This is a genomic window from Sporosarcina ureae, assembly GCF_029267015.1.
Classification (GTDB): Bacteria; Bacillota; Bacilli; order Bacillales_A; family Planococcaceae; genus Sporosarcina; species Sporosarcina ureae_D.
In genome coordinates this window covers 82445-108178 of the sequence record NZ_JARIEA010000042.1, presented here as the reverse complement: position 1 = coordinate 108178, position 25734 = coordinate 82445, and the positions used below count along the sequence as shown (strand labels likewise).

Annotated in this window: 27 protein-coding genes; all 27 read right to left on the bottom strand. The window is 40.9% G+C overall.

The features are described 5' to 3' along the window. Positions 1-66 precede the first annotated feature (66 nt). Entirely contained in the window at positions 67-357 is a 291-nt protein-coding gene (locus tag Q7P97_RS06390; RefSeq protein WP_085428576.1) for a YggT family protein, read from the bottom strand. A 65-nt stretch (positions 358-422) separates the two neighbouring features. Continuing rightward, entirely contained in the window at positions 423-926 is a 504-nt protein-coding gene (locus Q7P97_RS06385) for a cell division protein SepF (RefSeq protein WP_303968097.1), read from the bottom strand. Continuing rightward, positions 923-1615 (bottom strand): YggS family pyridoxal phosphate-dependent enzyme, encoded by a 693-nt coding sequence (locus Q7P97_RS06380; RefSeq protein ID WP_303968095.1) that lies wholly within the window; start codon positions 1613-1615, stop codon positions 923-925. Before Q7P97_RS06380 ends, Q7P97_RS06385 begins: the two co-directional genes overlap by 4 nt. 66 nt (positions 1616-1681) lie before the next feature. Continuing rightward, positions 1682-2134 carry a PRC-barrel domain-containing protein gene (locus Q7P97_RS06375; RefSeq protein WP_303968092.1) on the bottom strand — a complete coding sequence of 151 codons (453 nt, stop codon included), beginning with the start codon at positions 2132-2134 and terminating at the stop codon, positions 1682-1684. A gap of 58 nt (positions 2135-2192) precedes the next feature. After that, the gene (gene sigG, locus Q7P97_RS06370; RefSeq protein ID WP_085428573.1) at positions 2193-2978 is read right to left on the bottom strand and encodes an RNA polymerase sporulation sigma factor SigG; all 786 of its coding nucleotides are present in this window, start codon (positions 2976-2978) and stop codon (positions 2193-2195) included. Between the two features lie 104 nt (positions 2979-3082). Beyond that, positions 3083-3793, bottom strand: coding sequence for an RNA polymerase sporulation sigma factor SigE (gene sigE / locus Q7P97_RS06365; protein ID WP_085428572.1), 711 nt, complete (start codon positions 3791-3793; stop codon positions 3083-3085). Next, entirely contained in the window at positions 3787-4635 is an 849-nt protein-coding gene (locus Q7P97_RS06360; RefSeq protein ID WP_303968085.1) for a sigma-E processing peptidase SpoIIGA, read from the bottom strand. The genes sigE and Q7P97_RS06360 overlap by 7 nt, the downstream gene beginning before the upstream one ends. Positions 4636-4814: 179 nt before the next feature. Then, the gene (ftsZ, locus tag Q7P97_RS06355) at positions 4815-5987 is read right to left on the bottom strand and encodes a cell division protein FtsZ (protein ID WP_303968083.1); all 1173 of its coding nucleotides are present in this window, start codon (positions 5985-5987) and stop codon (positions 4815-4817) included. A gap of 49 nt (positions 5988-6036) precedes the next feature. Beyond that, on the bottom strand, positions 6037-7323 hold the full coding sequence (gene ftsA / locus Q7P97_RS06350) for a cell division protein FtsA (RefSeq protein WP_303968081.1): 1287 nt from the start codon (positions 7321-7323) through the stop codon (positions 6037-6039). A gap of 100 nt (positions 7324-7423) precedes the next feature. Further along, a complete protein-coding gene (locus Q7P97_RS06345; protein ID WP_303968078.1) occupies positions 7424-7789 on the bottom strand; it encodes a small basic family protein in 366 nt (121 codons plus the stop codon). Between the two features lie 7 nt (positions 7790-7796). Continuing rightward, on the bottom strand, positions 7797-8513 hold the full coding sequence (locus Q7P97_RS06340; protein WP_303968075.1) for a DUF881 domain-containing protein: 717 nt from the start codon (positions 8511-8513) through the stop codon (positions 7797-7799). Between the two features lie 19 nt (positions 8514-8532). Further along, positions 8533-9258, bottom strand: coding sequence for a DUF881 domain-containing protein (locus tag Q7P97_RS06335; RefSeq protein WP_303968072.1), 726 nt, complete (start codon positions 9256-9258; stop codon positions 8533-8535). Beyond that, on the bottom strand, positions 9233-10093 hold the full coding sequence (locus Q7P97_RS06330; protein ID WP_303968070.1) for a cell division protein FtsQ/DivIB: 861 nt from the start codon (positions 10091-10093) through the stop codon (positions 9233-9235). The genes Q7P97_RS06335 and Q7P97_RS06330 overlap by 26 nt, the downstream gene beginning before the upstream one ends. 14 nt (positions 10094-10107) lie before the next feature. Then, positions 10108-11196 (bottom strand): putative lipid II flippase FtsW, encoded by a 1089-nt coding sequence (ftsW, locus tag Q7P97_RS06325; RefSeq protein WP_303968067.1) that lies wholly within the window; start codon positions 11194-11196, stop codon positions 10108-10110. Positions 11197-11253: 57 nt separating this feature from the next. Then, the gene (murD, locus tag Q7P97_RS06320; RefSeq protein WP_303968064.1) at positions 11254-12603 is read right to left on the bottom strand and encodes a UDP-N-acetylmuramoyl-L-alanine--D-glutamate ligase; all 1350 of its coding nucleotides are present in this window, start codon (positions 12601-12603) and stop codon (positions 11254-11256) included. Further along, positions 12604-13575 carry a phospho-N-acetylmuramoyl-pentapeptide-transferase gene (gene mraY / locus Q7P97_RS06315; RefSeq protein WP_303968062.1) on the bottom strand — a complete coding sequence of 324 codons (972 nt, stop codon included), beginning with the start codon at positions 13573-13575 and terminating at the stop codon, positions 12604-12606. 46 nt (positions 13576-13621) lie between these two features. Continuing rightward, positions 13622-15517, bottom strand: coding sequence for a penicillin-binding transpeptidase domain-containing protein (locus Q7P97_RS06310; protein WP_303968162.1), 1896 nt, complete (start codon positions 15515-15517; stop codon positions 13622-13624). A gap of 72 nt (positions 15518-15589) precedes the next feature. Continuing rightward, positions 15590-17776 carry a penicillin-binding protein gene (locus tag Q7P97_RS06305; RefSeq protein ID WP_303968058.1) on the bottom strand — a complete coding sequence of 729 codons (2187 nt, stop codon included), beginning with the start codon at positions 17774-17776 and terminating at the stop codon, positions 15590-15592. Positions 17777-17808: 32 nt separating this feature from the next. Further along, positions 17809-18180 carry a cell division protein FtsL gene (gene ftsL, locus Q7P97_RS06300; protein WP_303968055.1) on the bottom strand — a complete coding sequence of 124 codons (372 nt, stop codon included), beginning with the start codon at positions 18178-18180 and terminating at the stop codon, positions 17809-17811. A gap of 17 nt (positions 18181-18197) precedes the next feature. Next, the gene (gene rsmH / locus Q7P97_RS06295) at positions 18198-19130 is read right to left on the bottom strand and encodes a 16S rRNA (cytosine(1402)-N(4))-methyltransferase RsmH (RefSeq protein WP_099624466.1); all 933 of its coding nucleotides are present in this window, start codon (positions 19128-19130) and stop codon (positions 18198-18200) included. A 17-nt stretch (positions 19131-19147) separates the two neighbouring features. Next, positions 19148-19579 carry a division/cell wall cluster transcriptional repressor MraZ gene (mraZ, locus tag Q7P97_RS06290; RefSeq protein WP_303968159.1) on the bottom strand — a complete coding sequence of 144 codons (432 nt, stop codon included), beginning with the start codon at positions 19577-19579 and terminating at the stop codon, positions 19148-19150. A 422-nt stretch (positions 19580-20001) separates the two neighbouring features. Continuing rightward, a complete protein-coding gene (gene bshC, locus Q7P97_RS06285; RefSeq protein WP_303968050.1) occupies positions 20002-21618 on the bottom strand; it encodes a bacillithiol biosynthesis cysteine-adding enzyme BshC in 1617 nt (538 codons plus the stop codon). Between the two features lie 85 nt (positions 21619-21703). Further along, complete coding sequence (locus tag Q7P97_RS06280) at positions 21704-22084, bottom strand: DUF3397 family protein (protein ID WP_303968047.1); 381 nt, start codon at positions 22082-22084, stop codon at positions 21704-21706. After that, positions 22078-22971, bottom strand: a complete 894-nt coding sequence (locus Q7P97_RS06275; RefSeq protein ID WP_303968044.1) for a ketopantoate reductase family protein — start codon at positions 22969-22971, stop codon at positions 22078-22080. Before Q7P97_RS06275 ends, Q7P97_RS06280 begins: the two co-directional genes overlap by 7 nt. 55 nt (positions 22972-23026) lie before the next feature. Beyond that, positions 23027-24514, bottom strand: coding sequence for an acyl-CoA carboxylase subunit beta (locus Q7P97_RS06270; RefSeq protein WP_303968156.1), 1488 nt, complete (start codon positions 24512-24514; stop codon positions 23027-23029). 81 nt (positions 24515-24595) lie between these two features. After that, positions 24596-24811, bottom strand: a complete 216-nt coding sequence (locus Q7P97_RS06265; protein ID WP_085428557.1) for an acetyl-CoA carboxylase biotin carboxyl carrier protein subunit — start codon at positions 24809-24811, stop codon at positions 24596-24598. Positions 24812-24947: 136 nt separating this feature from the next. Further along, on the bottom strand, positions 24948-25709 hold the full coding sequence (locus Q7P97_RS06260; RefSeq protein ID WP_303968041.1) for an enoyl-CoA hydratase/isomerase family protein: 762 nt from the start codon (positions 25707-25709) through the stop codon (positions 24948-24950). Between the last annotated feature and the right edge of the window lie 25 nt (positions 25710-25734).

Here is a 25734-nt window from a genome sequence, read left to right as displayed (position 1 = left end):
ATTTCTTCTCCTTATATAAAAAAATCCTCACCTTGTGAGGATTTCCATTTTCAATTAAGGTTATACTCAATATACCAATGCTTGGAAGATCATTAAGTAAATTTGACCGATTCCTCTACTGATTAATTGTAATGCCAGCAATGCGACAATAGGTGAAAAATCAATCATTCCGAATGGTGGAATGAATTTACGGAAAAACCCTAAATAAGGTTCCGCTATTTTCCCTATAAGTTTACCAAATTTTGTTTCTCTAGTGGAGGGAACCCATGACATCAAGATATAAATGACTAACAGGATTGAAAATAGTTGTAACGCTCCAGAGATCAAAAGATACGAATTATTTAATAATGCGATCATAATAACATGTACACCTCATTCAAATTGTTCAACCTTCATTTAGTGAAAGTCCTAAGTTGTGTAGCCTATCGTTCTTGTTGCTCTGATAGAAATTCTGTGATTTTACCGGCTACTTCTACGTTGTCAGGTGCACATAGAAAAATATCTGCGCCAATCCGCTGAATATCGCCACCGAGTGCATAAACTGTCCCACTCAAGAAATCAATGATACGAAACCCTTGATCTCGTTCTATCTGTTGCAAGTTTACTACAACGGAACGACGGTTCTTTAAATGTTCTGCAATGTCTTCTACTTCTGCATAAGAACGTGGTTCGAGTAAAATAACTTTTGATGATTTTTGAAGACTTTGTAAGCTAATCACTGGAGCTTGAGCAGACGAAGACTGTTGTTGTCCACTTTGAAGACGGCTATTGACAGCTCTCTTCTTACCTCCAAGTTTCTTCATCTCTTTGCGAGAAATAGTCTGTTCACTTTTTGAAGGCTTACTTTGAGGTTTAGGTTGAGGCTGTTGAACTAAGTCTTCTTCTTGTACCCAAAACATTTTTTCTAATCGTTTTTTGAGGCTCATTCAGTTTCCTCGCTTTCTGATCCGGCCAATGCAGTGCCGATGCGTATATGGGTTGCACCTTCTTCTATTGCGATTGTAAAGTCATTGGACATCCCCATAGACAGCTTTGTACAGGGTGCGTAGGAGTACTTTTTCGCTGCAATTCGGTCACGAAGTTCACGTAAAGAACGGAATGTATCGCGAATTATGGATTCATCCTCCGTATTTTGCGCCATCGTCATAAGTCCAATAACATGAACATTCTCATAAGTTGCTAATTGCTCAAAAAATTCATCTACTTCATCAGGAGTAATACCCGATTTAGATTCTTCACCCGAAACATTGACTTGTACAAAACAATCCAGCGGCTGACTTGCCCGCTTATTCACTTCTTTCGCAAGACTCATACGGTCTAGCGAATGAAGACAGTCAATTGTATGGACTAATTCTTTTACTTTTCGTGTCTGTAAGTTACCAATGAAATGCCAATGTACCGAATCCTTAATCGCTTCTTGCTTTTCAAGCAAGCCTTCAAGACGATTTTCTCCTAAGTCCCGTATACCCACATCCAATAGAGATTGTGCCCGAGCTGAAGAAACTTGCTTCGTGACGGCTATCAACGTGATGTCTTCTACTGAACGATTTGACGTTTCACATGCTTCATTTATTTGTTTTTGTATAGTTGCTAGTCGTTGTTCTACTTGTTCCATATTATCACTACTTTTCATCATCTTTATTTCATTGTATCAATTAGAGCACTTTATATCAACGATAAGTCACTTATTAAGCTGTTTATTATCTATCAAGATAATATCTTTTCCGATCGTCATGACATCTTTATAATCGATTTTCTGCACACCTTTTGACTTGCTGTCCGTGAAAAATGAGCGTTCAAGTTCCCCAATATGAAGTTGTGCGATTTGCCCTTTTTCAATGTCTATTGTGGCATCTTGAACAAATCCGAGGAATGATCCTTTTTTCAATTCAATCACTTCTTTTTTCTGCAAGCTGGAAAAACGCATAGTTTCCCCTCCTTCTTTCATACTATGCATAGTGAGTTTTAATGAGAACGCAAAAAATGACTTGCAGTTTCGGAGTGCTAGGGAGAAATCACATGGTAAGTGGTTCGGGATTTTCGTTCCAGATACGGACGCTTTCCCGAGGCGTCTGCCTAGAACGTCGATCAACGTTGTCTTTTCCTCTTCTACTAACTCAGCCAAACAAAACAAAAACTGCCCTCCCCACAATCAAGTGGCAAGGACAGTCTCTGTATATTACTAGCTATTACTATTTCTTCTGCTCAATTCCAAGCCGAATCTGCTCCATCGCATGCTTTTCAATTCTAGAAATTTGCGCCTGCGATATTCCAAGCTCCTTGGCAATTTCGGTTTGCGTCTGACCGAGGTAAAATCGTTTGGAGACGATAAGCTGTTGACGTTCATCTAAATCGCCCATTTTATCTTTAATGGACACATAGTTCATCCAGCGGTCTTCTGACACCCTCTGATCATGCAGCTGATCCATCATATAAATCGGATCGCCGCCATCACTGTTCATCGGCTCATGCAACGACATAGGATCTTGTATAGCATCTAAAGCGAAGAGTATATCTTCTTCCGGTATTCCCGTAATCTTCTCCAGATCAGAAATTCTTGGTTCGTGTTGATGCTCGTTGACATATTGTTCTTTTGCTCTAATGGCTTTATAAGCTATATCACGTAACGATCTGGATACACGGACAGCATGATGATCACGAAGATGCCGTTTAATTTCTCCAATAATCATTGGCACGGCATAGGTGGAAAACCTGACATTATGTTTTAAATCAAAATTGTCTATGGCTTTCAACAACCCAATACAACCAACTTGGAATAAATCATCAGCCTGTTCTCCACGATAGTTAAAGCGTTGAACTAGGCTGAGTACGAGACGCAAATTCGCAAACACCAATTCATCTCTGGCAAATTCGTCACCGCTTTGCAAACGAATGAATGTTTCTTTCATCACAGTTGGCGTCAATAATGGCAGCTCGGACGTATTGATTCCACAAATTTCTACTCTTGTACGTACCATTGGCTTTTCCTCCGCATTCTATAGGTGAGTGTACAGAGTAGTCTGTCCTCAACTCTTTAGAATATGCGAATTCACGAATCGCCAATTTCTGCCGATAAGTCCATTTAGGAAATTGGTTGATTTAGCCGATCACGGAGTTCAGAAATTATTTTCTTTTCCAATCTCGATATATAGGATTGTGAAATACCTAGAAGATCCGCTACTTCTTTTTGTGTCATTTCGTTTGTACCCATCAATCCGAATCGCTGTTCCATAATGTAACGTTCTCTTTCATCTAAAATGGAAATGGCATCAATCATATATTGACGCTCCAACTTTTTCTCTACATCGTCTGTAATAATATCTTCATCAGTACCTAAAATATCTGATAGTAGCAATTCATTGCCATCTGCATCTGAATTTAACGGTTCATCAAATGAAATTTCGGAGCGAATACGATTAGTTTTACGTAAGTGCATGAGAATTTCATTTTCAATGCAGCGTGAAGCATATGTTGCAAGCTTAATATTCTTATCCGCTTTAAATGTTTCGATTGCTTTAATCAATCCGATCGTCCCTATGCTGATTAGATCTTCAATATTCGTATTGGTATTATCAAAACGTCTTGCGATATAGACGACTAGACGTAAATTCTTTTCAATTAATGTGTCACGTGCAGCAGGATCTCCATTCATTAATGCTGCAATGGTTTTTGCTTCTTGTTCTTTATTGAGGGGTTTTGGAAGAGATTCATGACCCCCGATATAAAATATGCCACCTTTTCGTCTGAAGAATCCTGCAATATATGAAACCCACTTTTTCACTTCTATCAACATGTAGCTGTTCTCCCTTCTTCTTTTAGTACATCCATTGCGCTCACTTGCAAAATAGCTGCAGCACCTTGTGGATATTTACGCTGTTCTTTCGTCAAGACAATATATCCAGTAGGTAATAATGCTCCATCGAGAAGCCAACTATCATACTTGATTCCTACAGCCCACGAAGCACCTTGAACAGTTTGCAATCGTATCAATCGAAGACTTCTTTGATAAGTAGCGGGGAAACAGGCCAAGTCTGGGGATTCTGCAGGATTCCAAGACTCTAGCGCTGAAGCAAAATCTACGGGTAGTTTTTCTTTAACTGCCCGATAGCCAATAAAATGTACAGGATCCCCTGATAACGGTTCTACGCAATGATTACCCGTATCGATGAATACTTTAAGTGGAATGGATTGTCCCCATAACATCAATTCCGAATCGAGCGTAAAGCTCATTAACTTATTCATCATGCGTGTATCAATCCATTTATGCTTCACAATATATAAAGATAGATACGTGAGGCCAATAGCTACGAATAAAAAGCTCTGATGTGCGCTGATACTAATTTGTGCATAGATGAGTGTCAGCAATCCTCCTGCAAAAAATGTTGCAATTAATACAGCAAGGATGGAACTTTTCCAACTACCAATTGTTTGTCCAAATGCAATATACGTCATTCCTAAAAAAGTGAAGATCATCGCTGGCACAGAATACGGGAACAATGTAACAAAGAAGGCACCGATAAATGCTGCGCTCCATAACCTCCTTCTGCTCGTTTGATGATTTCCAACTTTATTAGTAAATGATAGGATGGCGTAGTTAAAGAGCATGTTGATCCCTATCATCAGTTCACCATACATATGCCGGCCTCCTTACAAACAGATTATCATGGGTGTAATGAAAAACCTGTCAGGCTTTGGATGCTTTAAGATAAAAGCTTCGACATATTTTTAAATATGACGGAGCGAGCGATTGTTATGAAAGCAAAAAAGCTCCCCGCTAGAGAATTTCTTCTCAAGCGGGGAGCTTGTTCTATCTATTATTTACGACGCGTACGATTACGTAAGAACGTTGGAATATCTAGTTGTTCATCGTGCTGATGCTGATTAGCTTGTGGCTGTCTCGGCTCAGACTGTTGCTCGTAACGTGGTTGCTCTTCATATCTGCTTTGTTGTGTTGGTGGCTGCTGTTGTACAGGACGTTGTGGACGCATGCCGCCTGTTACACCAGGACCTCTTTGTCTTGAAGGAGCTAGTTGTTCTTCGTTAAATCCTGTCGCGATAACTGTGACGATGATTTCATCTTTCAAGTCGTCGTTGATAACAGAACCGAAGATCATATTGACGTTTTCGTCTGATGCAGTAGCAACAATGTCCGCCGCTTCCTGTACTTCAAACAAACTTAAGTTCGAACCGCCTGTAATGTTCATCAAGACACCTTTTGCTCCATCGATCGATGTTTCAAGCAATGGACTGGAAATCGCCTTTTTCGCAGCTTCTGCAGCACGATTTTCACCAGTAGACATACCGATACCCATCAATGCAGAACCTTTGTTGTACATGATTGTTTTCACGTCAGCAAAGTCGAGGTTAATCAATCCAGGTACTGCGATCAAATCAGAGATACCTTGGACACCTTGGCGCAATACATTGTCAGCTTCTCTAAACGCTTCAAGCATTGGCGTGTTTTTGTCTACAATCTCAAGTAGTTTATCATTTGGAATAACGATTAAAGTATCAATTGCTTCTTTCATGCTTGCGATACCGCCAGCTGCTGAAGTTGATCTCTTTCTACCTTCAAATGTAAATGGACGTGTAACTACACCTACAGTCAATGCGCCAATATCTTTAGCGATTTGGGCAATAACCGGTGCTGCACCCGTACCCGTTCCACCGCCCATACCCGCTGTAACGAATACCATATCTGCTCCACGTAGAGCTTCTTCGATCTGTTCTTTACTTTCTTCAGCCGCTTTTTTACCTACTTCAGGGTTAGCGCCTGCGCCTAGTCCTCTAGTAAGCTTCTCACCAATTTGTAGTTTGATTTCAGCTGATGATAATTGCAATGCTTGTGCATCTGTGTTTACCGCGATAAACTCTACGCCCTGCACCCCATGTTCGATCATACGGTTGACCGCATTATTTCCGCCGCCGCCTACTCCAATAACCTTAATTACTGCTAATGCATCTATGTTCGTCTCAAATTCAAGCATTGATTTTCCTCCTCTAAATTATCTGCAATTCCCCATCTAAAGCAATATATTACTCAAAGAAATTGTCGAATACTTTTTTAGCGCGTTTCATGAATCCTTGACTTTTTTCTTTTTTCGGTTTAACCGGTTTAGCCGAAGGTTCCGCGACTTCATATATGGAGTCTGGTGATTGAGGTGAACCAGCTGGCTCTTCTTCATAACCAAAGAATACATCTTCCATGTACGCATAGCGAATTAAGCCAACCGCTGTGGAATACATCGGCTCACGGACACCAATATACTCTGGTGTGTATAATCTTGCTCTAGTTTTGAAGACATCACGAGCTAACTGTAAAATACCGTCCAATTTAGCTGTTCCGCCAGTAATGACGATACCACCAGGCAAGTCACGAATACCTGTTGCATATAAATCTTCAAGAATCAATTCGAACAATTCTTCTAGACGTGAACCGATAACATCAGAGATATAACGCTGACTGTATTGATCTTTAGCATCCGACCCTACTACTGGCACTTCAAATAATTCTTCATCGGAAGCGTCATCATAATAGGCATGTCCATACTGATGCTTAATCATTCTTGCTTGTTCTGTAGGCGTCTTTAAGACAATGGATAAGTCTTTTGTAATATGATCCCCGCCGACTGGTAATACAGACGTACTGATCAAACGATTTTCAGCAAATACCGATACCGTAGTTGACCCTCCGCCAATATCGATGAAGGCAGTTCCATGATACATTTCATCTTCAGATAATGCGAATGTACCTGCCGCCAATGGTTGCAAATAAATTTCACGAATCTGTAACCCTGCTTTTTCTACACAGCGTAAAATGTTATGTAGTTGAGTTTTGGACGTCGTAATCAACGTTGCGTCCATTTCCAATCTTACTCCCATCATACCACGTGGATCTGTTATTTCATCATAGTCATCGACAATAAATTGCTTAGGCACTAAATTGACGAATTCTCTTTCAGGTGGAACATTCATTACTTGTGATGATTTCATAACTCTTTCCAAATCATCATCTGTAATTTCACGATTTTCAGAGTTTACTGCTACTACACCTTTAACGTTTTGGAACTGGACACCATTTGCAGGTATACCAAGAACCACCTCTTCAATTTTTAAGCCTGTCATTCGTTCAGCCTGCTCAATCGCTTTACGGATTGACTGGACAGTGGCATCAATATCAATAATTGTTCCTTTTCGAATTCCAGCAGATTGTACATTCCCCACGCCTATAACATGTAGGGCATTTTGATCCATCTCCCCAATCAAGACTTTAATTGTGGATGATCCTATATCAAGTGATACGTAATGATTTGATTTACTCAATTATTGACACCTCCTTAATGTAACTAGTAACTTCCATTCTATTGTATTATGACTGCTTTGTCTAAATATTTTCAACACCCTCTTCTAAAAACATTTAATATCACACATTTGTATTGGGATTTTTGTTTCTTCCTGTCCATTTTGCAAGCAGGATTCTTCGGATAACCGCGATGTTTTGAAACAATCTCACACCAAACGCAAAGACGGCTGCCAAGTACAGATCTACACCAAGGTGCACTCCGATAAAAGCAAGTGCTGCTGCTAAAAGAATATTGAAGAAAAATCCGCTGACGAATATTTTGTCGTCATACACTTGCTGAAGATAGGCTCTGATTCCACCAAATAGTGTATCAAATGCAGCGAGAATCGCAATAGTTAAATAGTTATTATATACTTGCGGGATCTGTATATCCGAGAGCAAACCTAGTGAAACGCCAAGGAGGAGCCCAAGTAAGGGTAGCCACATATTGTCATTACTCCTTTGTTTGTTCTTTTAAAAATCGGTTTTCAAAACCACCCGTCCAGCCTTGTAAAGTAATACGGTTCGCCGGTTCACTAATTGTTAAAACTAAGTCGTCTAAATAAAATTCATCCTGAATGGTAGTCGTCAATAATTGATTATACAATTTTTCACTGGCTTCCTTTGTAGGAGACACGACTTTAATATCGAACGGTGGTGTGGAAACTACTTCCCCACTAACAGTCAGGTTGCCGTTAATATCTCGGATCCAACTTAACGTGGTGAAGCGCTTGCCATCAATCTCTAACTCGTTTCCTTGTTGTTGATTGACCACATTAATAAACCAAGCCAGTAGTTCAGACGATACTGGTACTACTTCATAACCGAACGCAATACTTTCTGGGGATGGAGCAACCTCTATTACAAATCCTGGACCAGTGGTCGGCATGAATCCCGCTTGTTTGTACAGTTTGTCCAATGTGTCTTGTAGTACGCCAGTTGCATTTGCTTCAGGTGATGCATTGTACGAAGCAAGCGTCTGGTCAATTCCTCTAAGTTCTTCTAAAAGTTCAGAGTGTATTTTCTTTTCATTCGACAACTCTTTACGAATAGCCCATAAATCTCGTGTATCACGTGGAGATGTAGTATTCATCGAGTTATATTGTAAAGCCAATACAAATCCCACTATACCTAGTATTAATGTGAACTTCCAGTGTATTTTCTGCTTCACTCTACCCCCCCACAATCCATCATACTTCGTCACGAATCGCAGGCAGTTGAACTTCCTTCATGTCCTCTAATGTGACGACAATATTATCTCGCAACAAGCCATCGATGACACTGCCTTTTAAATGCAGAGCTGGAGACAGCACTTTCGGATCCCCTACTGCTTCTATAATAAAAGGTGCCGGAAACGTTCTACCATCAACCATAATAACAGGGCCTGTACATTTTATATACGAATTCGAATTAATTCGTTGGCCGTTTATAGTCATTCCTTGCGCACCTGCGATTTTCAATTCATTAATTACACGTAAGACATGACTTTCATGAACAATATAATCATTGGGATTCTGTACTGAGGGATCATAATCCGCGTCTTCCAGTGTCACTTTAATCCCCGGACCTTTTGACGGAATATCACCTAGTAATAATCTTAAATCCCGCGCTTTCTCTACAAGAACTGCATGATTTTTTTCTTTATCGGAGAAGTCTTGTTCAAACGAATGCACTTCTTTTTGTTTCTCAAGTAATTCATTGGTCAATTCTTTGTTTCTTTCTTGCTGTTCAATTAGATCCGCACGGTACTGTTCTTCTTGCTGAAATAAATTGGTTTGCTCCGGACTCAATACTTGTTGCTTACTGCCAATTGTTCGATAGGAAAATGCAAGCATGAAGCCCAGTACTAAAAAGACGATAGACAACACAAGTTGTTTGCCGCGCTTCTCTCTAGTTTTCTTCAGTTTCTTGCTCACTTTCTTCCTCCTTTTCAATTTCTACATCCGCCGGTTTCCCTTTTGTTACGTCCGGCTTTCCGTCTAGTAGTGGGATTTCCATATCTACCGGTATTGGTTCTTTGTAGAAATCTGTATATGTTTTAAAGAACACGCCAATTTCAATATCTAGTACCCCTTTTTCTTCTTTAGGCAATTGCGCAATAATATCTGGGTAGTAGGACATTTTTTCAGCAAAACCTAAAATTACAGCATGGACTTCATATCCATCACTCATAAATACGTCAATTTTGTCTTTTCCTTCATAACGAAGCTCCGAGAGAAGTTCAAAGACTGAACTATCCATCTCTTGTAGTTGTTCAATCATTCGATCTGTCGCTTCAGGTTCATTAAAACCAGAAAGAATCGGTGCGTGTGAAAGAATATCAGGATCGGCTGTTACCAGTCGTTCACCATTTTCTAATAGAAGGTCATATTGCGTTTGACTTTCTACATAGGCAATGGGTTCCCATTCCGCAACGTTAATGGAAACATCATTATAAAAATTTCTTTTGACTTTCGCATCTTTTACACCAGGAATTTTCTTGATGTTTTTTTCTATATCTTTAGCACGGAAGCCCCATAGTGATTGTCCCTTGTACAACCCGCTTTGGTCTATATACTCCTCGCTTTCGTGTAAAACAGTCTCATTAATGGATATTTTCGAAACATCACTTAATGAAGATTGGAAATACAACAAGGCAAGAAGAACAAGGACGAATATTACAACGAGCAGAAGAAAACTTATATTGGCTCTTCTTCTGCGTTTTTTACGCATGGATGGAATTCGATCTTCAATATCTATTACTTTCTCCACATCCTGTTCTCCTTTCATCCTGCCTTTTTATTCGCAGAGTAATGTAGAATCGTTCCGATAGCCAGCCAAGTAGTCAACAGCGAGGACCCTCCATAACTAATGAAAGGCAACGTCACCCCTGTTACAGGCAGCAAACCCGAGACGACTCCCATATTTAAAAACGTTTGGAAAGTGATCATGGACACCATACCGGTGACAATTAAAAATGAATTCCAGTTATTCAATCGAATCGCTATGCCGAATGCAGAAGCGAATAGCAAGATAAACAGCAAGACGATAGTTGCTGCACCTATAAATCCAATTTCTTCTGCAATAATGGAAAAAATAAAATCATTTTGAGGTTCAGGCAAGTACAAAAACTTTTGACGACTATTCCCGAAGCCATGGCCGAATAATCCACCAGGAGCAATCGCGAATAAGGATTGAATACTTTGAAACCCCGTACCGAGAGGATCGTTCCATGGATCAATATAGGATTTAATTCGATCCAGACGATAGGGTGCAGCTAGAATAAGTGCGATAAAAGCACCGAGTCCTGAGACAAAAAGAAAAATAAAGAATGACAATGGGTAGCCCGCTAAGAAAAGAATGACAAAAGCAGATACTATCATGATGACGGCAGAGCCAAGGTCAGGTTGCAACATGATCAACGTTGCGGGTAATAAAATCCAAGCGAAATGTTGCCATTGCCAAGACTTGTCTTTATGTTTCTTCATACCGCTTGCTAATTTTCCAAGCAATGCTACCTTTACAAATTCCGCCGGTTGCAAACTGATTGGACCAAACGCGATCCAGCTTTGAGAACCGTTTCGCACAGCTCCAATACCTGGGATCAGTACCGCAACCAACATGAGAATCGATCCAATATAACAATACGTCCAGAATTTAGGATGTGATGTCAACGGACTTTTGACCAGCACATAAGCGACAGCCAAAGATATAATCATATAGATGCCTTGCTTGACGATAAATGGAGAAGAATCTTGATAATGAACTTCTCCCCAATAAGATCCTGCCGATTGCACGAATACTAATCCGATCAGCGACAATAGTAAGGCGGTTGTCAAAAAGATTATTCGGTAGGTTCTCTCCAGCGTTCGCATCCTTCCTCAAATTAATCAGTCAGTTTTTCATTTTACTCTCCAACTATTACAAAGGATTTACAACTTCATTACTGCATCAATAAATTCGTCGCCCCGAATTTCAAAGCTCTTATATTGATCCCAACTTGCACAGCTCGGCGACAGTAGAATCACATCATCTTCACAGCTACACTTATATGCCTTCTGGACTGCATCTTGCATTGTTGTTGCTTGGACAGTCTCAGCAACGCCACAAGACCTAGCAAAGTCTGCAAAACGGTTTGCCGTCTCCCCTATCGTGACGACAGCACGAACATTTTTCATATAAGGTCGTAATTCTTCAAATGAATGACCTCTGTCTAGTCCCCCTGCAATCAAAACGATTGGCTTCTTAAATGAGGAAAGAGCACTTTTTGTAGCCAATGTATTCGTAGCTTTTGAGTCATTGTATATTGTACGGCTATTTGCTTCACGAACAAATTGCATGCGATGGCGAACACCGGTGAAAGAACTCAAAACATTTTCTATCGCTGTTTTTTCACACCCGGACAATATGGCTGCTGCCGTTGCGGATAAAACATTTTCTAAATTGTGACGGCCCGGTAATTTAATATGCTTAATTTCTATGAAAGGTTCACCAAGCCAATAAATCCATTCTTCATCTGCTGAAATACCTTCTCTAGTTTTTCCAAGAACTGAAAAAGGTACTTTGTGGGATTCGAATGATTCTATTGCTTCTTTAATTAGCTGTTGATCCGCATTAAAGATTAAGTATTCTTCCGAAGTTTGGTTGCGTGCTACGTGCAACTTCGCATCGAGATATTCATTCATCGATCCATGATAATCCAAATGCGCTTCATACAAATTCGTAAAAATTGCAATATGCGGAGTAAAGCTTTCTGTCCCAGCTAACTGAAACGACGAAGCCTCAAGTACAATTACTTCATTCGCTTTCGCCTTTTCAGCAACCGTACAAGAAACCGTTCCAATGTTACCAGCTATTAATGGATGTTTCTTACCCATGTTTAGCATGTGATACAACAATGTAGTGGTCGTCGTTTTTCCGTTCGATCCAGTAATCGCAATAATTGGAGCCTCGCTAAGAATACTAGTCAATTCAACTTCAGTCCAAATCGGAATATTCTGCTCAACAGCCTTCGCTAGTAACGAATTAGTGTAAGGGATACCCGGATTTTTTACGATGAAGTCGAAATTCCGCTCTAGTAAATCACTCGGGTGCCCCCCTCCAATGACTTCAATTCCTTGTGCTTGAAGTTCCATCGCTTCTTCATTACCTTCTGCAGGCTTTGAATCATTGACTACAACTTCCGCGCCAAGACGCTGAAGCAAACTTGCCGTTGCGACTCCGCTCTTCGCAAGTCCGACTACAAGTACCCGTTTCCCTATGAATTGTTCTGTATTCTTCATTTACATAACCTCCAAAAAGACCGGTACGAGGGCAGCAAGTAATGCCACACCCCAGAACACAATGACTACTTTCCATTCTGACCAGCCAGATAATTCAAAGTGATGATGAATGGGACTCATTTTAAATACACGTTTTCCAGTCATTTTAAAACTGATGACTTGAATAATGACAGAAAGCGTTTCTACTACGAATACAATTCCGATGACCAACAGCAACAACTCCTGTTTGATCAATACTGAAATCATAGCGAGTGCGCCTCCTAATGCCAGTGAACCTGTGTCCCCCATAAATACTTTCGCTGGTTTGATGTTGAATAATAAAAACCCAAGCATTGCACCCGCTACTACAAATGAAAATAACGCGATATCATTTTGCTCATACGCTAACGCAAATACACCGAAGGCAGAGAATGCAATAGCCGATGTACCGCCTACTAGACCATCTAAGCCATCCGTTAAATTGACTGCGTTAGAAAAACCTACAAGCCAAAATACTAAAAACGCCACATAAAACACACCGAGATCTATCCCAAGATCCGTGAAAGGAATCGTTACGGTCGTTTCGAATGGTCCGAGTTTCAGTAAGAAAAAGGCAACGATCGCAATGATGATCTGACCGATTAATTTCTGAAGTGATGTCAACCCTAAGTTGCGCTTCGCTACGATAATAATAAAATCATCGAGGAAGCCAATGATTCCGAAACCGATCAGCACGATCAATAACACAATCGTATGAGTAGTTAGTGTGTCGTTTATGTAAGATAAAGTTAGTGTTGAAATCAATATAGAGAGAAGGAAGATGAGCCCTCCCATAGTGGGAGTACCCGCTTTTTTCATATGCGCTTGTGGGCCCTCTTCTCGTATACTTTGACCAAATTTCAACCTTCTAAGTAATGGGATGATGATCACCCCGATAATCGCTGATACAAAAAATGAAACAGCGATTATCGTGACTGTGGTGCCGAGTGTCATGTTAAGTTCTCCTTCTACTATCAATTGCGTGTCAGTGAAGCACTGCTTATTCTGTGTATAAATGAATTGTGTCTTCCACAGTCATCAAAGAATTAGGAGCTGGTAACTGTCGAATAACCTTCTTACCTTTTCCATGCCACTTTATTTTGAATGTGTAATTTTGAGACAACAATTCTTTTTCATTCATTCCAAGTAAATCAGGTGAACGGAATGTGATCGCGTCACCCCATCGGTACTCTTTTTCTAACTGTTCTTTCCTTCGTTCTATGTTAGCGATCGGAGCAATTTCTTCAATGATTCGCCCGACAATCGGTGCAGCGATAACTCCTCCGAATTGAATCGAGTTTTTCGGACTATCGATCGCTAGATATACGAGTAGTTCAGGATCATCTGCAGGCGCGAAACCAATGAAGGAGACTATATAATCACCATCTTTATAGCGACCATTCTCTACTTTTTGTGCGGTCCCTGTTTTACCACCTATTCGAAGGCCATCTGCAAAAGCATTACGACCTGATCCATTCGCTACAACCGATTCAAGAGCGTGACGCACCTTAGCTGATGTTTCTTCGCTGATTACTTGTCTTTTCAATTCAGGTTTGAACTGTTTAATCGTCTTACCATCAGAGTCCTTTATAGATTTGACAATATAGGGCTTATAAAGTTTACCACCGTTAATAGCTGCGGCAACAGCTTGCACTTGTTGGATCGGGGTGACAGAGATTCCTTGCCCGAACGAAGTGGTTGCCTGTTCAACAGGTCCAAATGCTTCCTTAGAAAATAAAATACCTTTCGATTCTCCGGCAATACCTGATTCTGTTGAGCTACCAAAGCCAAATTCACGAATATAACGATCTAACCTTTCACTACCGAGTCTCTGCCCCATCGTAATGAAGCCAGGGTTACATGAATTCTCTACTACTTCCAAAAATGTTTGATCTTTATGACCTTCTCTTTTCCAGCATCGTAATCTGGCATTTGCAACGATTTTGTAACCAGGATCATAAAAGTTTTCATTTTCCAAATCGATGACGTCTTCTTCTAAGCTAGCAGCCAAGGTAAGAATTTTGAATGTAGAACCCGGCTCGTATGTCATCCAGACAGGCAAGTTGCGGTTATAGATAGTGGAATCCGCTGATTGATATTCGCGCGGATCAAAACCTGGCACGGATGCTAGTGACAACAATTCACCCGTTTTCGGGTTCATAATAATAGCTAACGCCTGTGTTGCATCATACTTTTCCATCGCTTGAATCAGTTCGCGTTCGACGATTTGATGCATTTTAAGATCAATCGTCAGTTCCAAAGTCGAGCCATCTTTACCATGTTCAAAGCTATCCTCTACATGGGGCAAGGCAATTCCTTTAGCATCAGTGAACAGTCGTACTTTGTCCCCTGTTCCGTTCAGAATTTCATCGTACGCGTACTCAATTCCCGCTAAGCCATTGCCATCATATCCAGTAAAACCGAGCAAACGAGCTAACAGATCATCATATGGATAGTAGCGGATGAAATCTACTCCTACATACAAGCCGGCTACTTGCAGTTTCGAGACTTCATCCCCTTGTTCTTTGGTGATATTTTTTCCTTCGGGAGCCAGTTTCACCATATAGGTTTTTTTCTTCAGTTTCTCCTCTAATTTTTCCGGAGGCATTTGAAGGATTTTTGCAATCGCAGGTATATCACTGGAAATGTCAGGATTTTGTGCTGGCATGAAATATAATGTGGGCGCTAGTTTGTTTCCAACAATTAACTTCCCACTTCGATCCGTAATATTCCCTCGCATAGCCCCAAAAGGCACTTCAATATCCCAGTTTTCTTCTGCTTTTTCTTTCAGCCACTCATGTTTAATGATCTGCACATGAAATAGTTTCCCTATAACGAGTAGTAGACCGAAGAGAAAACAAATGAAGGCTACACGTAAACGTTTTTTTGACTGCATATCAATAAATGACCGCAAAGACTCACTACCTTTTTTTCTATTAAGGTATGCTGTGAAATTGCGTGCTATACATTAGCCACCCATGATTTGGTCCTCTTCGTCCTCTTCTTTATTGTCATTACTCTTCTTTTTATTATATTGTTGCTCCGGTGTTCGAAGTTCGACGACAATTGGATCTTTCTTATTTACTAACGTTCCTTCCGTGATGCTTTGTCCAACAACATAGCCTTCACCATTGATTCGAATATCCAACTTTGAAAGATGCATAAATGAAAGAACCATCTTTTTAGACCATCCTGTCATATCAGGGAATGTCGTGTCTCCTTTTGTTTCCAACAAGACTATCGAATCCTCTGTTAACTTCGTGTCTGCTTTTGGTATTTGTTTGGATACCTTGCCGCCCTCTCCGATCAACACGGTTTGGAAGCCGTCCTCAACAGCCAAAGAAGCTGCCGTTTCTGCATCTTCTCCTTCGTAATCCCCAACCTTTTTCACTGGAACTACTTGTTCATCATCAGGTGCGATATTCAAATACTTTAAGCTGTTTTCCATAATTGGATTAAACACTTTCGATACAGGATCTGAACCTAGCTCTCCTGCTTTTAATTTCGGTTGCTGAACTGTTACGTAAATCAGAAGTTGTGGATCATCAATTGGTGCCATTCCTAGGAATGAGTACAAATAATTACCCCCTCCTTTCTGATACCCCCCACCTTCTTTAGGTAGTTCGGCAGTTCCTGTTTTACCACCTACTGCATAGTTTTCTAAATGATATTTTTTTGCAGTACCATTTTCTGAAGTAACTGTTGTCGCTAAAATTTCCCGCACTTCCTTAGCGGTCGCTGCAGAGATAGGTGTTCCGCTCTCTTCAGGCTCATGATTCTCCAATACTTCTTCCGTATTCGGATCAATAATTTTATCAATTACATACGGCTTCATCATTACCCCGTTATTTGCGATTGCAGAAGCCGCCTGAATCATCTGTAATGGCGTTACCGTGGACCCTTGCCCGTAAGAAGTCGTCAATCGTTCAGCTGGATAATTATCTAGTACAACACCAGGAGCTTCATTCGGCAAATCTATCCCAGTTCGTTTTCCAAAACCGAACTTATGAACGTACTCGATAAATTTCTGATCTCCGATTCTTTCGAGCAAGTACGCCATCCCAACGTTAGAGGAACGTTGCAATCCTTCAAGGAAGGTTATTGTTCCCCAGCCGTCTACATTGACATCACGAATTGTTTGATCGTAGATTTGATAAGATCCAGATCGGAAATATTCGTCTGGTTCCCATTTGCCTTCTTCCACGGCAGTTGCCAACGTGAACATCTTCATTGGTGAACCTGGTTCAATCGTCTGCTCAACTGCATCATTCAGCCAGTTTTCTGTCAGACCTTCCCTAGTCATAGGATTAAACGTAGGCCGTTGGCTCATCGCTAAAATTTCTCCTGTTTTAGGATTAGATACGAGCACTAGCATTTTTTTAGGTGAGTATTCTTCTTCTACTTTATCCATTGCTTCTTCCACGAAATTACTGATTGTCTTATCCAATGTCAGTTTAATCGTCTGACCGTCTTGTGGTTCTTCAATTTGTTTGCTAGCAGTAGGTAATAAAGTACCCCAGACATCCGCTTGGTAATTCACTTTCCCATCGACACCGGTTAGTTGCTTGTCATACGTTTTTTCAAGCCCCATTTTTCCTTTGGTGACCGTTTGGTTATTTTCCGTTTCTTCTTTTTGAGCAAAGCCCACTAAATACGAAGCGAAACGACCATTGGGATAGAATCGTTTTTTACCTTCTACAAACAAAATACCCGATAATTTTTTTCTATCGAGTTCTTCCTTCATTTTCAATACCGTGTCACGATTCAAATCTTTGCCAGCGCGACCAAATTCAATTTGCCAAGCACCTTCTCTGGCATTTTTCAATTTATCGTATATTTCACGTTCTTTTAGTGGCAAATACTTAGCTAATACTTTTGCCGTTTCTTTATAATCGACTACATGATATTTCTTTTTGCTGTTATTACTTGCCGCTTCGTTCACTACAGCCACCACATGGTAGCTTAATGTATCCGATGCAATCGCCACGTCGTTTCGGTCTACGATAGCCCCTCGGCTAGCTTGTAAGACTGCATTTCTTTCATATTGGTTAGAAGCGATCTTCGCTAATTCTTTACCATCTACTTGGCCCGTCATCTGAATAAAAAGAATTCTGCCGAATAATATGAAAAAGAGCCCTCCGAATACTACAAACATTAGAAAGGCTCCCCATTGAAAGCGAAACTTCTTCATCGTCCTGGTACGACCTTTACGTTACTTTCGTTAAGGTTCAAACCATTCTCTTGTGCTTTTTTCCAAATACGTTCGTAAGTGGATTTGTCACTCACTTGAATGGACAATTCATTATTCTGTTTTTTAGTATTTTCAATTTCCGTATTCATCAACTGCACTTCTTTATTGACAGCGTTTATATCTGAATGTGTCTGTAAAAGCATAGATGAAGTGCCGATTGTAAATGCTGCAAATAAAGTGAACAATATCTTTTCGCCCTTAGAAAAACGTTTTTTCACACGGCGGACAACCTGTTGCTGATTTTGGTCAGTATGTTGTTCTACCTCCGGTGTCTGTGGCGTATTAAGGTTCCGTTGTTCTAGTCCCATGGCTTGATTCCCCTTTTCTATTTTTTCTCAATGATTCGTAATTTTGCTGATCTAGCACGTTTGTTATGTTCTATTTCTTCATCTGTCGGGATGATCGGCTTGCGAGTAATAAGACGGAAGTCCGGATCCATTCCCTCAGGTATAATAGGTAAGTTCGGCGGCAACTCCGGCATAGAAGATGCTTCCTTAAATATGGTTTTACATAAGCGATCTTCAAGTGAATGGAAAGTAATGACGCTGATTCGACCTCCTTCACGTAATAACGTGAGGGCGTCAGTTAAAGATTGCTCAGCTGCTCCCAACTCATCATTTACTGCAATTCGGATAGCCTGAAAAACACGTTTCGCAGGATGGCCACCGGTTCTTCTGGCAGCTGCTGGAATACCCGTTTTAATAAGTTCCGCGAGTTCCCCTGTTGTACGTATAGGCGCATCAGCGCGTGCTTCTTCAATTTTACGGACGATTTGCTTTGAGAACTTCTCTTCACCGTAGCGGAAAAATATCCTAACCAAGTCGGAATACGACCATTCATTAACTACTTCGTAAGCTGTCAATGGCGCAGACGTATCCATACGCATATCCAATGGTGCATCAAGATGGTAACTGAATCCTCGCTCGGCTGTATCCAATTGTGGAGAAGAAACTCCTAGGTCATATAAAATGCCATCTACATGAGATATTCCTAATTTCGCTAGTTCATTTTTCAAGTCCTTAAAGTTTGCATGGACAAATTGTACTTGTGCTGTATAGTGCGCTAGTTTTTGTTGTGCTGCTTCAATGGCCGTCATATCTTGGTCAAAGCAGATTAGTTGGCCTTTAGATGAAAGTAGTTTGACTATTTCTTCACTGTGACCTGCACCACCAAGTGTGCAATCCACGTAAATGCCATCTTCCTTTACATGCAAGCCATCGACGGCTTCATGCAGTAATACTGTTGTGTGGTTAAACATGTTTATTCCGCCTGCTTTCAAAATTCAAAATCAATAAGGTTTTCTGCAATGTCATTAAATGATTCCTCAGATTCCTCGTAGTACGCTTCCCAAAGTTCTGCAGACCAAATTTCAATCCGGCTGGATACACCGATAATCATACAGTCCTTTTCAATCTTTGCGAACTCTCGTAAATTAGCAGGTATATTGACTCTCCCCTGCTTATCAAGACTTGCTTCGCATGCTCCCGAGAAGAAGAAGCGAGTGAATGCACGAGCATCCTTTTTTGTGACCGGCAACGCTTTCAACTTTTCTTCAAGCTTTTGCCATTCGTCCAGTGGGTATCCAAACAAGCAATTATCAAGTCCACGGGTTAAAATAAAGCCATCTTCCAACAGATCCCGAAATTTCGAAGGAACGATTAGACGACCTTTCATATCAATTGAATGTTGATACTCTCCCATGAACATATAATTCACCCCACTGTATGAAATAATGTACCACATCCCCCCACTTTCCTCCACCCACTTGGCTATTTTTCTTCTCATATTTATTAAAATGTGTCAATAGTACTTCTTTCTGATTTGTTTTCCTGCTCATATCGCGAAAAAACCACTGTTTTCGCTAGTAACACTAGGAATTGTCGTAAGGTGAAATCCCAGTGAAAATTAAACATTTAGTAAATACGAGGGGATTGAAGCTCCTGTTGCGGATGCTTTCCGGTGTGCCAGCGGGAAGAGCCGTAACGAAGGACTGCTTTGGCGAGTAAAAGCAGAGCGTTGAGAGCACAGCTTTACACTCAAAATCCCTACCCAGCATCCTTGCTAGCCGATCCTTTCAACGCAAATTAAACCCACCATTCATAGAACGAATGGCGGGTTTAAAGGGTTTCTTATAAATACACGAGCTGATGAGATCCATCGAAGGTATACGACTGTTTCAGTAACTCGTCTATCAAATCTTCTCCAAATTGATTCATGTAGAAGTAAGGGGAATAGAGACGTTCTTGCAAGGAGCCTTCTGGAAATAACTGCTCAGAAATGACATGGTAACGTTCGTACTGTACATGATGTTTTACTAAGATTGATTGTTCTTTTTTCTTCTGTAAATAATCAAACTGACTCTTATGAAACTGCAAATTCTTTTGAAGTAATTGAAGTAAGCTTGGATCTGTCGTTTCTAAATGCGTATACAACATTTCATACTGTGCTTCTAGTTGACTCTTCGTCTCGTCAAGCAATCGATCAAACGCCTCATCCCTTTGTTGCTCTAGCCATTGTTCTTGATGTTCCGGTAATTGATAATCCATTACTTGTGCCATCGTAATATTTGTCAGTTCCAGTGCGTCTTGGACTTGTCTGTTGACCAGTGTGATAGAAAGCCTTGGGACGATGACCGGCATATGGATACCCATAATATGAAATGCGTCTTTCAGCAAAGACCAATACGCAATTTCACCCGGTCCGCCAACGAATGCTAATACAGGAAATACTAAATCTTGCATAATGGGTCTAGTTGCTACGTTATTACTCAGCAACCAAGGTTCATTCTTGGCAAGCTCATACATCTTTTGCTCAGTGAAGGAAATACCAGATTGTTCATTAACGAACTTACCGTCTTTTCTTCGGAGCAAAATTCTCCCTGTATCATGAACGTAAAAGATGTTGGCATCTTGCTCTTCGGCTTCGATCGGCTTCGAGTAACCATGTGACTGAAGCTGTTGTTCTGTTGCGTGGATACTTCTTGCCATCGCTTCAGAGCTTTCAATCATTTGCGAAAAGTATGGTGATTCCAATTGGCGTAGTGGTTTATAGGCCGCGTCCATGAACAACAACCCGTGCTTTGTAAACAGATCGTTCATTAAAGAAGTGAAAAAACCTGTGAACGTTTGCTGTTGTTTCACGGTTTGCAGTACATTATCTAGCAACCCACGTGTATAAATTGTTTCTCCATAACTTTTGAAAACTTTTCTAATGAAAGCAGCCATTTCTTTTTGATCGTATAGCGTATCCGAAGCCATCGTTTTCAAAATGGTCGGCTGTTTAAACTGTCGTTTGGCCGCCTTTCCTGCTTTGGCAGTATATGTATGATTAATTTCATTGATGTCATGATCTTCTCCTGCAATCCAAAAAACAGGAATTACGGGTTTCTTTAGTGCTTTGCGTTGTTCTTTTGCCAGTAAAATAACAGAAATAGCCTTATGAACAGAATACAAAGGCCCCGTCAAAATTCCCGCTTGTTGCCCTCCTATGACGACGAGCGCATCATTAGAAAGTTCTTGAATATGTTGAGCAGCCAAATCCGATATACCAAACGGCTCCATATAGTGTTCTATGGCAATAGCTAGTTGTTCCCGTTGAAATGAACGCCCCTGCAACTCTTCTGCTCTTTTCTCATATCCAGTCTGTGTTACTTCATAATCAAAAAATGTATGAAAAAATTGTGGATCATGCCGATACGCTTCCATCAATTTATTCTTTTTCGGCAATTCCATTGTGTCCAAATACATGTCACAAACTCCTTTATGTCGCATACTTATCGCAAGTATATCATTTCATCCGAATAGGATGAATTGATACGCTTATGAGCGCAAATTAGTTCACATAGCGAATAATTTGCAATGTGATTCCGATAACGAACAGCAAGAAGTAAGTTACAGTCAACAACAAGAAATAAGCCCGCCACGTTCTGCGCAGAACCCAAGAAGTCCGGAATTCCTTTTCTCTGGAACGTTCCATGATAGAGAAGCCTATCGCAATTATGCACAATACACCTATCAATAAAATAGGCAGCCAAACATCCCAAATAGCTCGAATTAAGATGAGCACGGTTAGAACCATGAATGGCGTTGTCCAGTCAATAGCCCAGCCAATTCTTTTTTTCTTCGTAATTCCAATCTTCTTTGCCACAATAATTAATACAACTAAAATAATAAACGGAAACAATAATAATGCCCCAAGTATATTCGTCAACATCCGCTAGATTCACTCCTGTTTATTCCAAGCAACATCGTCTCAAGCATTTGCAAAAAAGGAGCACTTCCACCTTTTCTTTCAATCTCCTTCAAGACTGCTGTTAGAATTGTTTCGACTTCCATCTTTCTTCCTTTTTTTCTGTCCACTAGCATAGAAGATTGATTATGAGCTGTTTTACGGCACACCTCTTCTATATCCTTATAATTCAATAGATCACTATACTCTTCAAAATTACTTAACAACTCTTCACATAACTGACGGAACAATGAATAATAATGGGGATTCTCCAACAATTGTCCGTTCTTCACTTGATACAGTGCTGTGAGAGGATTAATTGCACAATTTATCAATACTTTACGGAAAAGTAAGCGTTCCGGACTTTTTTGTGTAGCGATTGGAAAATTCAGCGGATCGATTTCAGCCATCCACTGAATCGTTGATAAAATCTGCTCGTTTTCCGCAATGGTTATAGGCCCAACACCGTTATGTGAAACTGTTCGATCATTTATCCTTCCTGCACCATGCTCAACTGTTGCGAACGACACATGCCCTAGCGAATATTGCTTTGCCAACGACAGGTGACCTATCCCGTTTTGAACAAATAACAAATTTGGTTGTACAGATAATGTACTAATTTCAGACAAGATAACTGGCAAGGCATCATACTTCACCGCAATAATCCACAACGCATCTGTCGGTAATTCCTCAATATGTATGGTTGAACGTACTTCATATGTATTTTTTTCAGGCTCTCTCACTAGACCACTACGTAAGCGCTTTGCTTGTTCTTCGCGTCTTACCCAGAAGGTAACCTCTGCCTGATGTTGAGCTAAATAGGAACCAATTAACAAACCTATTGATCCTGCTCCCACCACTACAAATCGCATAGCTTTCCTCCTTAAAAAAGAGACCCAGTAAAGGCGTCTCTGTTGGTACATTTTATTATACAGGATAGACAGGATGTTTTCTCGAAGAATTCATAATTTTTTTCGTTTCATAGAATCCAAATCTCTCAGCTAGTACTGAGCGAAGATTATGTGGTGCAACTACTTCGTCAATAATGAGTTCTGATGCCATTCTATAAATATCAATTTCCTCTTTATACTCTCGCTGCTTCTCTTTAATAAATGCGATTTTTTCTTTCGGATCTGTAATGGCTTCGATTTTATTCGAGTACACTGCATTGACGGCTGCTTCAGGGCCCATTACAGCGATTTGCGCAGTTGGCAAGGCAATACAGACATCAGGCTCAAACGCAGGTCCTGCCATCGCATATAGGCCAGCTCCGTAAGCTTTGCGCACAACAACCGAAATTTTTGGTACAGTAGCGGAACTCATCGCCATAATTAACTTTGCCCCATGGCGGATAATTCCTTGTCGTTCCACTTTCGTCCCAATCATGAATCCTGGCACATCTGCAAGGAACAACAACGGAATAGAGAAAGCATCACATAAGGTGATGAACTTCGTTACTTTGTCAGCGGAGTCTACAAACAGTACGCCACCTTTTACTTTCGGCTGATTGGCAATAATCCCTACAGGCCGGCCGTCAATACGCGCAAGAGTAGTGATGACCTCCCCAGCAAACAACTTCTTGATTTCAAACAAACTATCTTCATCTACCAATTGATCGATTGCCTCATGCATATCGAATGGAGCGTTTTGATTTTCTGGTATGATCTCTTCCAGCGTGCGTCCTATCTTCGCCTCACGAGGTTCAACCATTTTGGCAGGCGCTTCATAGTTTTCAGGGAAGTAAGACAAGTATCTGCGGGCCTCTACAATGGCTTGCTCCTCGCTATCTACCAACACATCACCACAACCACTTACGGAACAATGCATGCGCGCCCCGCCCATTTCTTCTAACGTCACTTTCTCCCCTATAACTTTTTCAGCCATCCGAGGTGACCCTAGATACATCGAGGCATTGCCTTCTACCATAATGACAATGTCACAGAAGGCTGGAATATAAGCTCCACCTGCTGCAGAAGGTCCGAATAAAAGACAAACTTGTGGAATGACGCCAGATAAACGTACTTGATTGTGGAATATCCTACCAGCGCCACGGCGATTCGGGAACATATCCAACTGATCTGTAATTCGCGCTCCTGCAGAGTCCACTAAATAAAGTAGAGGTACGCGAAGTTTTTCAGCAGTTTCCTGAATACGAATAATTTTCTCTACTGTTCGCGCACCCCACGAACCTGCTTTGACTGTCGAATCATTGGCCATCACACAAACGGTTTGACCGTCGATTTTCCCAGTAGCCGTTACAACCCCGTCTGAAGGAAGATCTTTTGCTTCACAATTCGCAAATTTACCATCTTCAGCATACTTACCTTCATCGAATAATAAGCGAAGCCGTTCTCTTACAAACAACTTTCCTTGTTCTTCAGATTTAGCATGATATTTTTCCGCACCGCCTGCCATAATGCGAGTAGTGATCTCTTCAAGCTTTTCATTATAAGCTGTCTTTGTCGATTCATTTTTCAAGGGATTTCCCGCCTTCCATTACGATTGAATAGTAACCAATACGTCATCTTCATCTACGAAATCGCCCTCAGCTCCGTGGATTTTACTTACTGTTCCATCGATTTCTGCTTCAAGCGGAATCTCCATTTTCATCGATTCCAAAATGACGACAACTTGTCCCTTCGTCACTGCGTCTCCTTCTTTCACTTCAATCTGAAAGATCGTCCCTGCCATCGCTGCTTTTACTTCTTGCATACAATCACTCCTCATATTCTTAGTACTTACATTTGTTGAAAACTATTTCTTTATAGTTAGTGTATCTTATTTATGAAACCGTTTACAAGTAAATGTTGAACAGTCCCGACAGTCTATGTCTATCGGGACCGTAACTTTACTTGCTTTTCGTTAAAAATCGTTGAACTGCTTCATGATGCGCATCGCTTTCCCACAGAACAGAACAAATTCGAGCCTCTTCTTGCATCGCTTGCTCAAGCCCACTCGCTTCCCACTTTCTAGTTGCGATAGATTTATATGCACGGTGTACATTTCTATGCACTTTCAGCTTAGGAGCTAAGAATCGATCAAGTGCAGTTCGGGCATCCCCCTCATACACTTCAGTCGCCCATCCAAGCTCAAGTAATTCTTCAGGCGAATGAACGCTCGCTCTACTCGTAAACTGCAACATACGATCATGTGGACTGTTTTTCTCGAATAACAGTGTTGCGCCACCCCAGCCTGACGTGATAGCTAACGTACCCTGAATGAAACCTGCTCTTGCGTGCGACGCAACTAGACGGTAATCACAAGCTGTTGCCAGTTCACAACCGCCACCAACAGCTGTTCCATTCACAAGCGCTATTGTAGGCATCGGTAACGTGGCAATACGGTACAATATACTTGCTCCCCTACTAAGCATTGGAATAGCATCCTCCGCTGTTTGAAAGCCATGAAAATCACTTAGGTCTCCGCCTGAACAAAATGCAAGGCTCCCCTCTCCTGTTATGACAGCGAAAGAAATTTCAGGATCATCCTCGATTTTATCCAGGAAGAGTTCAAGCCCCTCCATAACGTCATAATTTATTGCATTTCGCATAGCAGGACGATTAATTGTGAAGCGAGCTAAGGACTGATCTATATTTATTGAATAAGACAAAAAAATTCCCCCTTTTTACTCAGCA

Bases quoted from the DNA above. Each gene is read 5' to 3' on its own strand.
- Q7P97_RS06385 (WP_303968097.1), bottom strand. From the start codon at position 926: ATGAGCCTCAAAAAACGATTAGAAAAAATGTTTTGGGTACAAGAAGAA.
- rsmH (WP_099624466.1), bottom strand. From the start codon at position 19,130: ATGTTTAACCACACAACAGTATTACTGCATGAAGCCGTCGATGGCTTG.
- sigG (WP_085428573.1), bottom strand. From the start codon at position 2,978: ATGGTACGTACAAGAGTAGAAATTTGTGGAATCAATACGTCCGAGCTG.
- Q7P97_RS06390 (WP_085428576.1), bottom strand. From the start codon at position 357: ATGATCGCATTATTAAATAATTCGTATCTTTTGATCTCTGGAGCGTTA.
- Q7P97_RS06310 (WP_303968162.1), bottom strand. From the start codon at position 15,517: ATGCAGTCAAAAAAACGTTTACGTGTAGCCTTCATTTGTTTTCTCTTC.
- bshC (WP_303968050.1), bottom strand. From the start codon at position 21,618: ATGTATTTGGACACAATGGAATTGCCGAAAAAGAATAAATTGATGGAA.
- Q7P97_RS06270 (WP_303968156.1), bottom strand. From the start codon at position 24,514: ATGGCAGGCGGTGCGGAAAAATATCATGCTAAATCTGAAGAACAAGGA.
- Q7P97_RS06280 (WP_303968047.1), bottom strand. From the start codon at position 22,084: ATGTTGACGAATATACTTGGGGCATTATTATTGTTTCCGTTTATTATT.
- mraZ (WP_303968159.1), bottom strand. From the start codon at position 19,579: ATGTTCATGGGAGAGTATCAACATTCAATTGATATGAAAGGTCGTCTA.
- Q7P97_RS06360 (WP_303968085.1), bottom strand. From the start codon at position 4,635: ATGTATGGTGAACTGATGATAGGGATCAACATGCTCTTTAACTACGCC.
- Q7P97_RS06380 (WP_303968095.1), bottom strand. From the start codon at position 1,615: ATGGAACAAGTAGAACAACGACTAGCAACTATACAAAAACAAATAAAT.
- Q7P97_RS06265 (WP_085428557.1), bottom strand. From the start codon at position 24,811: ATGCAAGAAGTAAAAGCAGCGATGGCAGGGACGATCTTTCAGATTGAA.
- Q7P97_RS06305 (WP_303968058.1), bottom strand. From the start codon at position 17,776: ATGTTTGTAGTATTCGGAGGGCTCTTTTTCATATTATTCGGCAGAATT.
- Q7P97_RS06345 (WP_303968078.1), bottom strand. From the start codon at position 7,789: ATGTGGCTACCCTTACTTGGGCTCCTCCTTGGCGTTTCACTAGGTTTG.
- mraY (WP_303968062.1), bottom strand. From the start codon at position 13,575: ATGACACTCGGCACCACAGTCACGATAATCGCTGTTTCATTTTTTGTA.
- ftsL (WP_303968055.1), bottom strand. From the start codon at position 18,180: ATGGGACTAGAACAACGGAACCTTAATACGCCACAGACACCGGAGGTA.
- ftsZ (WP_303968083.1), bottom strand. From the start codon at position 5,987: ATGCTTGAATTTGAGACGAACATAGATGCATTAGCAGTAATTAAGGTT.
- sigE (WP_085428572.1), bottom strand. From the start codon at position 3,793: ATGTTGATAGAAGTGAAAAAGTGGGTTTCATATATTGCAGGATTCTTC.
- murD (WP_303968064.1), bottom strand. From the start codon at position 12,603: ATGAAGAATACAGAACAATTCATAGGGAAACGGGTACTTGTAGTCGGA.
- Q7P97_RS06275 (WP_303968044.1), bottom strand. From the start codon at position 22,971: ATGCGATTTGTAGTGGTGGGAGCAGGATCAATAGGTTTGTTAATTGGT.
- ftsW (WP_303968067.1), bottom strand. From the start codon at position 11,196: ATGCGAACGCTGGAGAGAACCTACCGAATAATCTTTTTGACAACCGCC.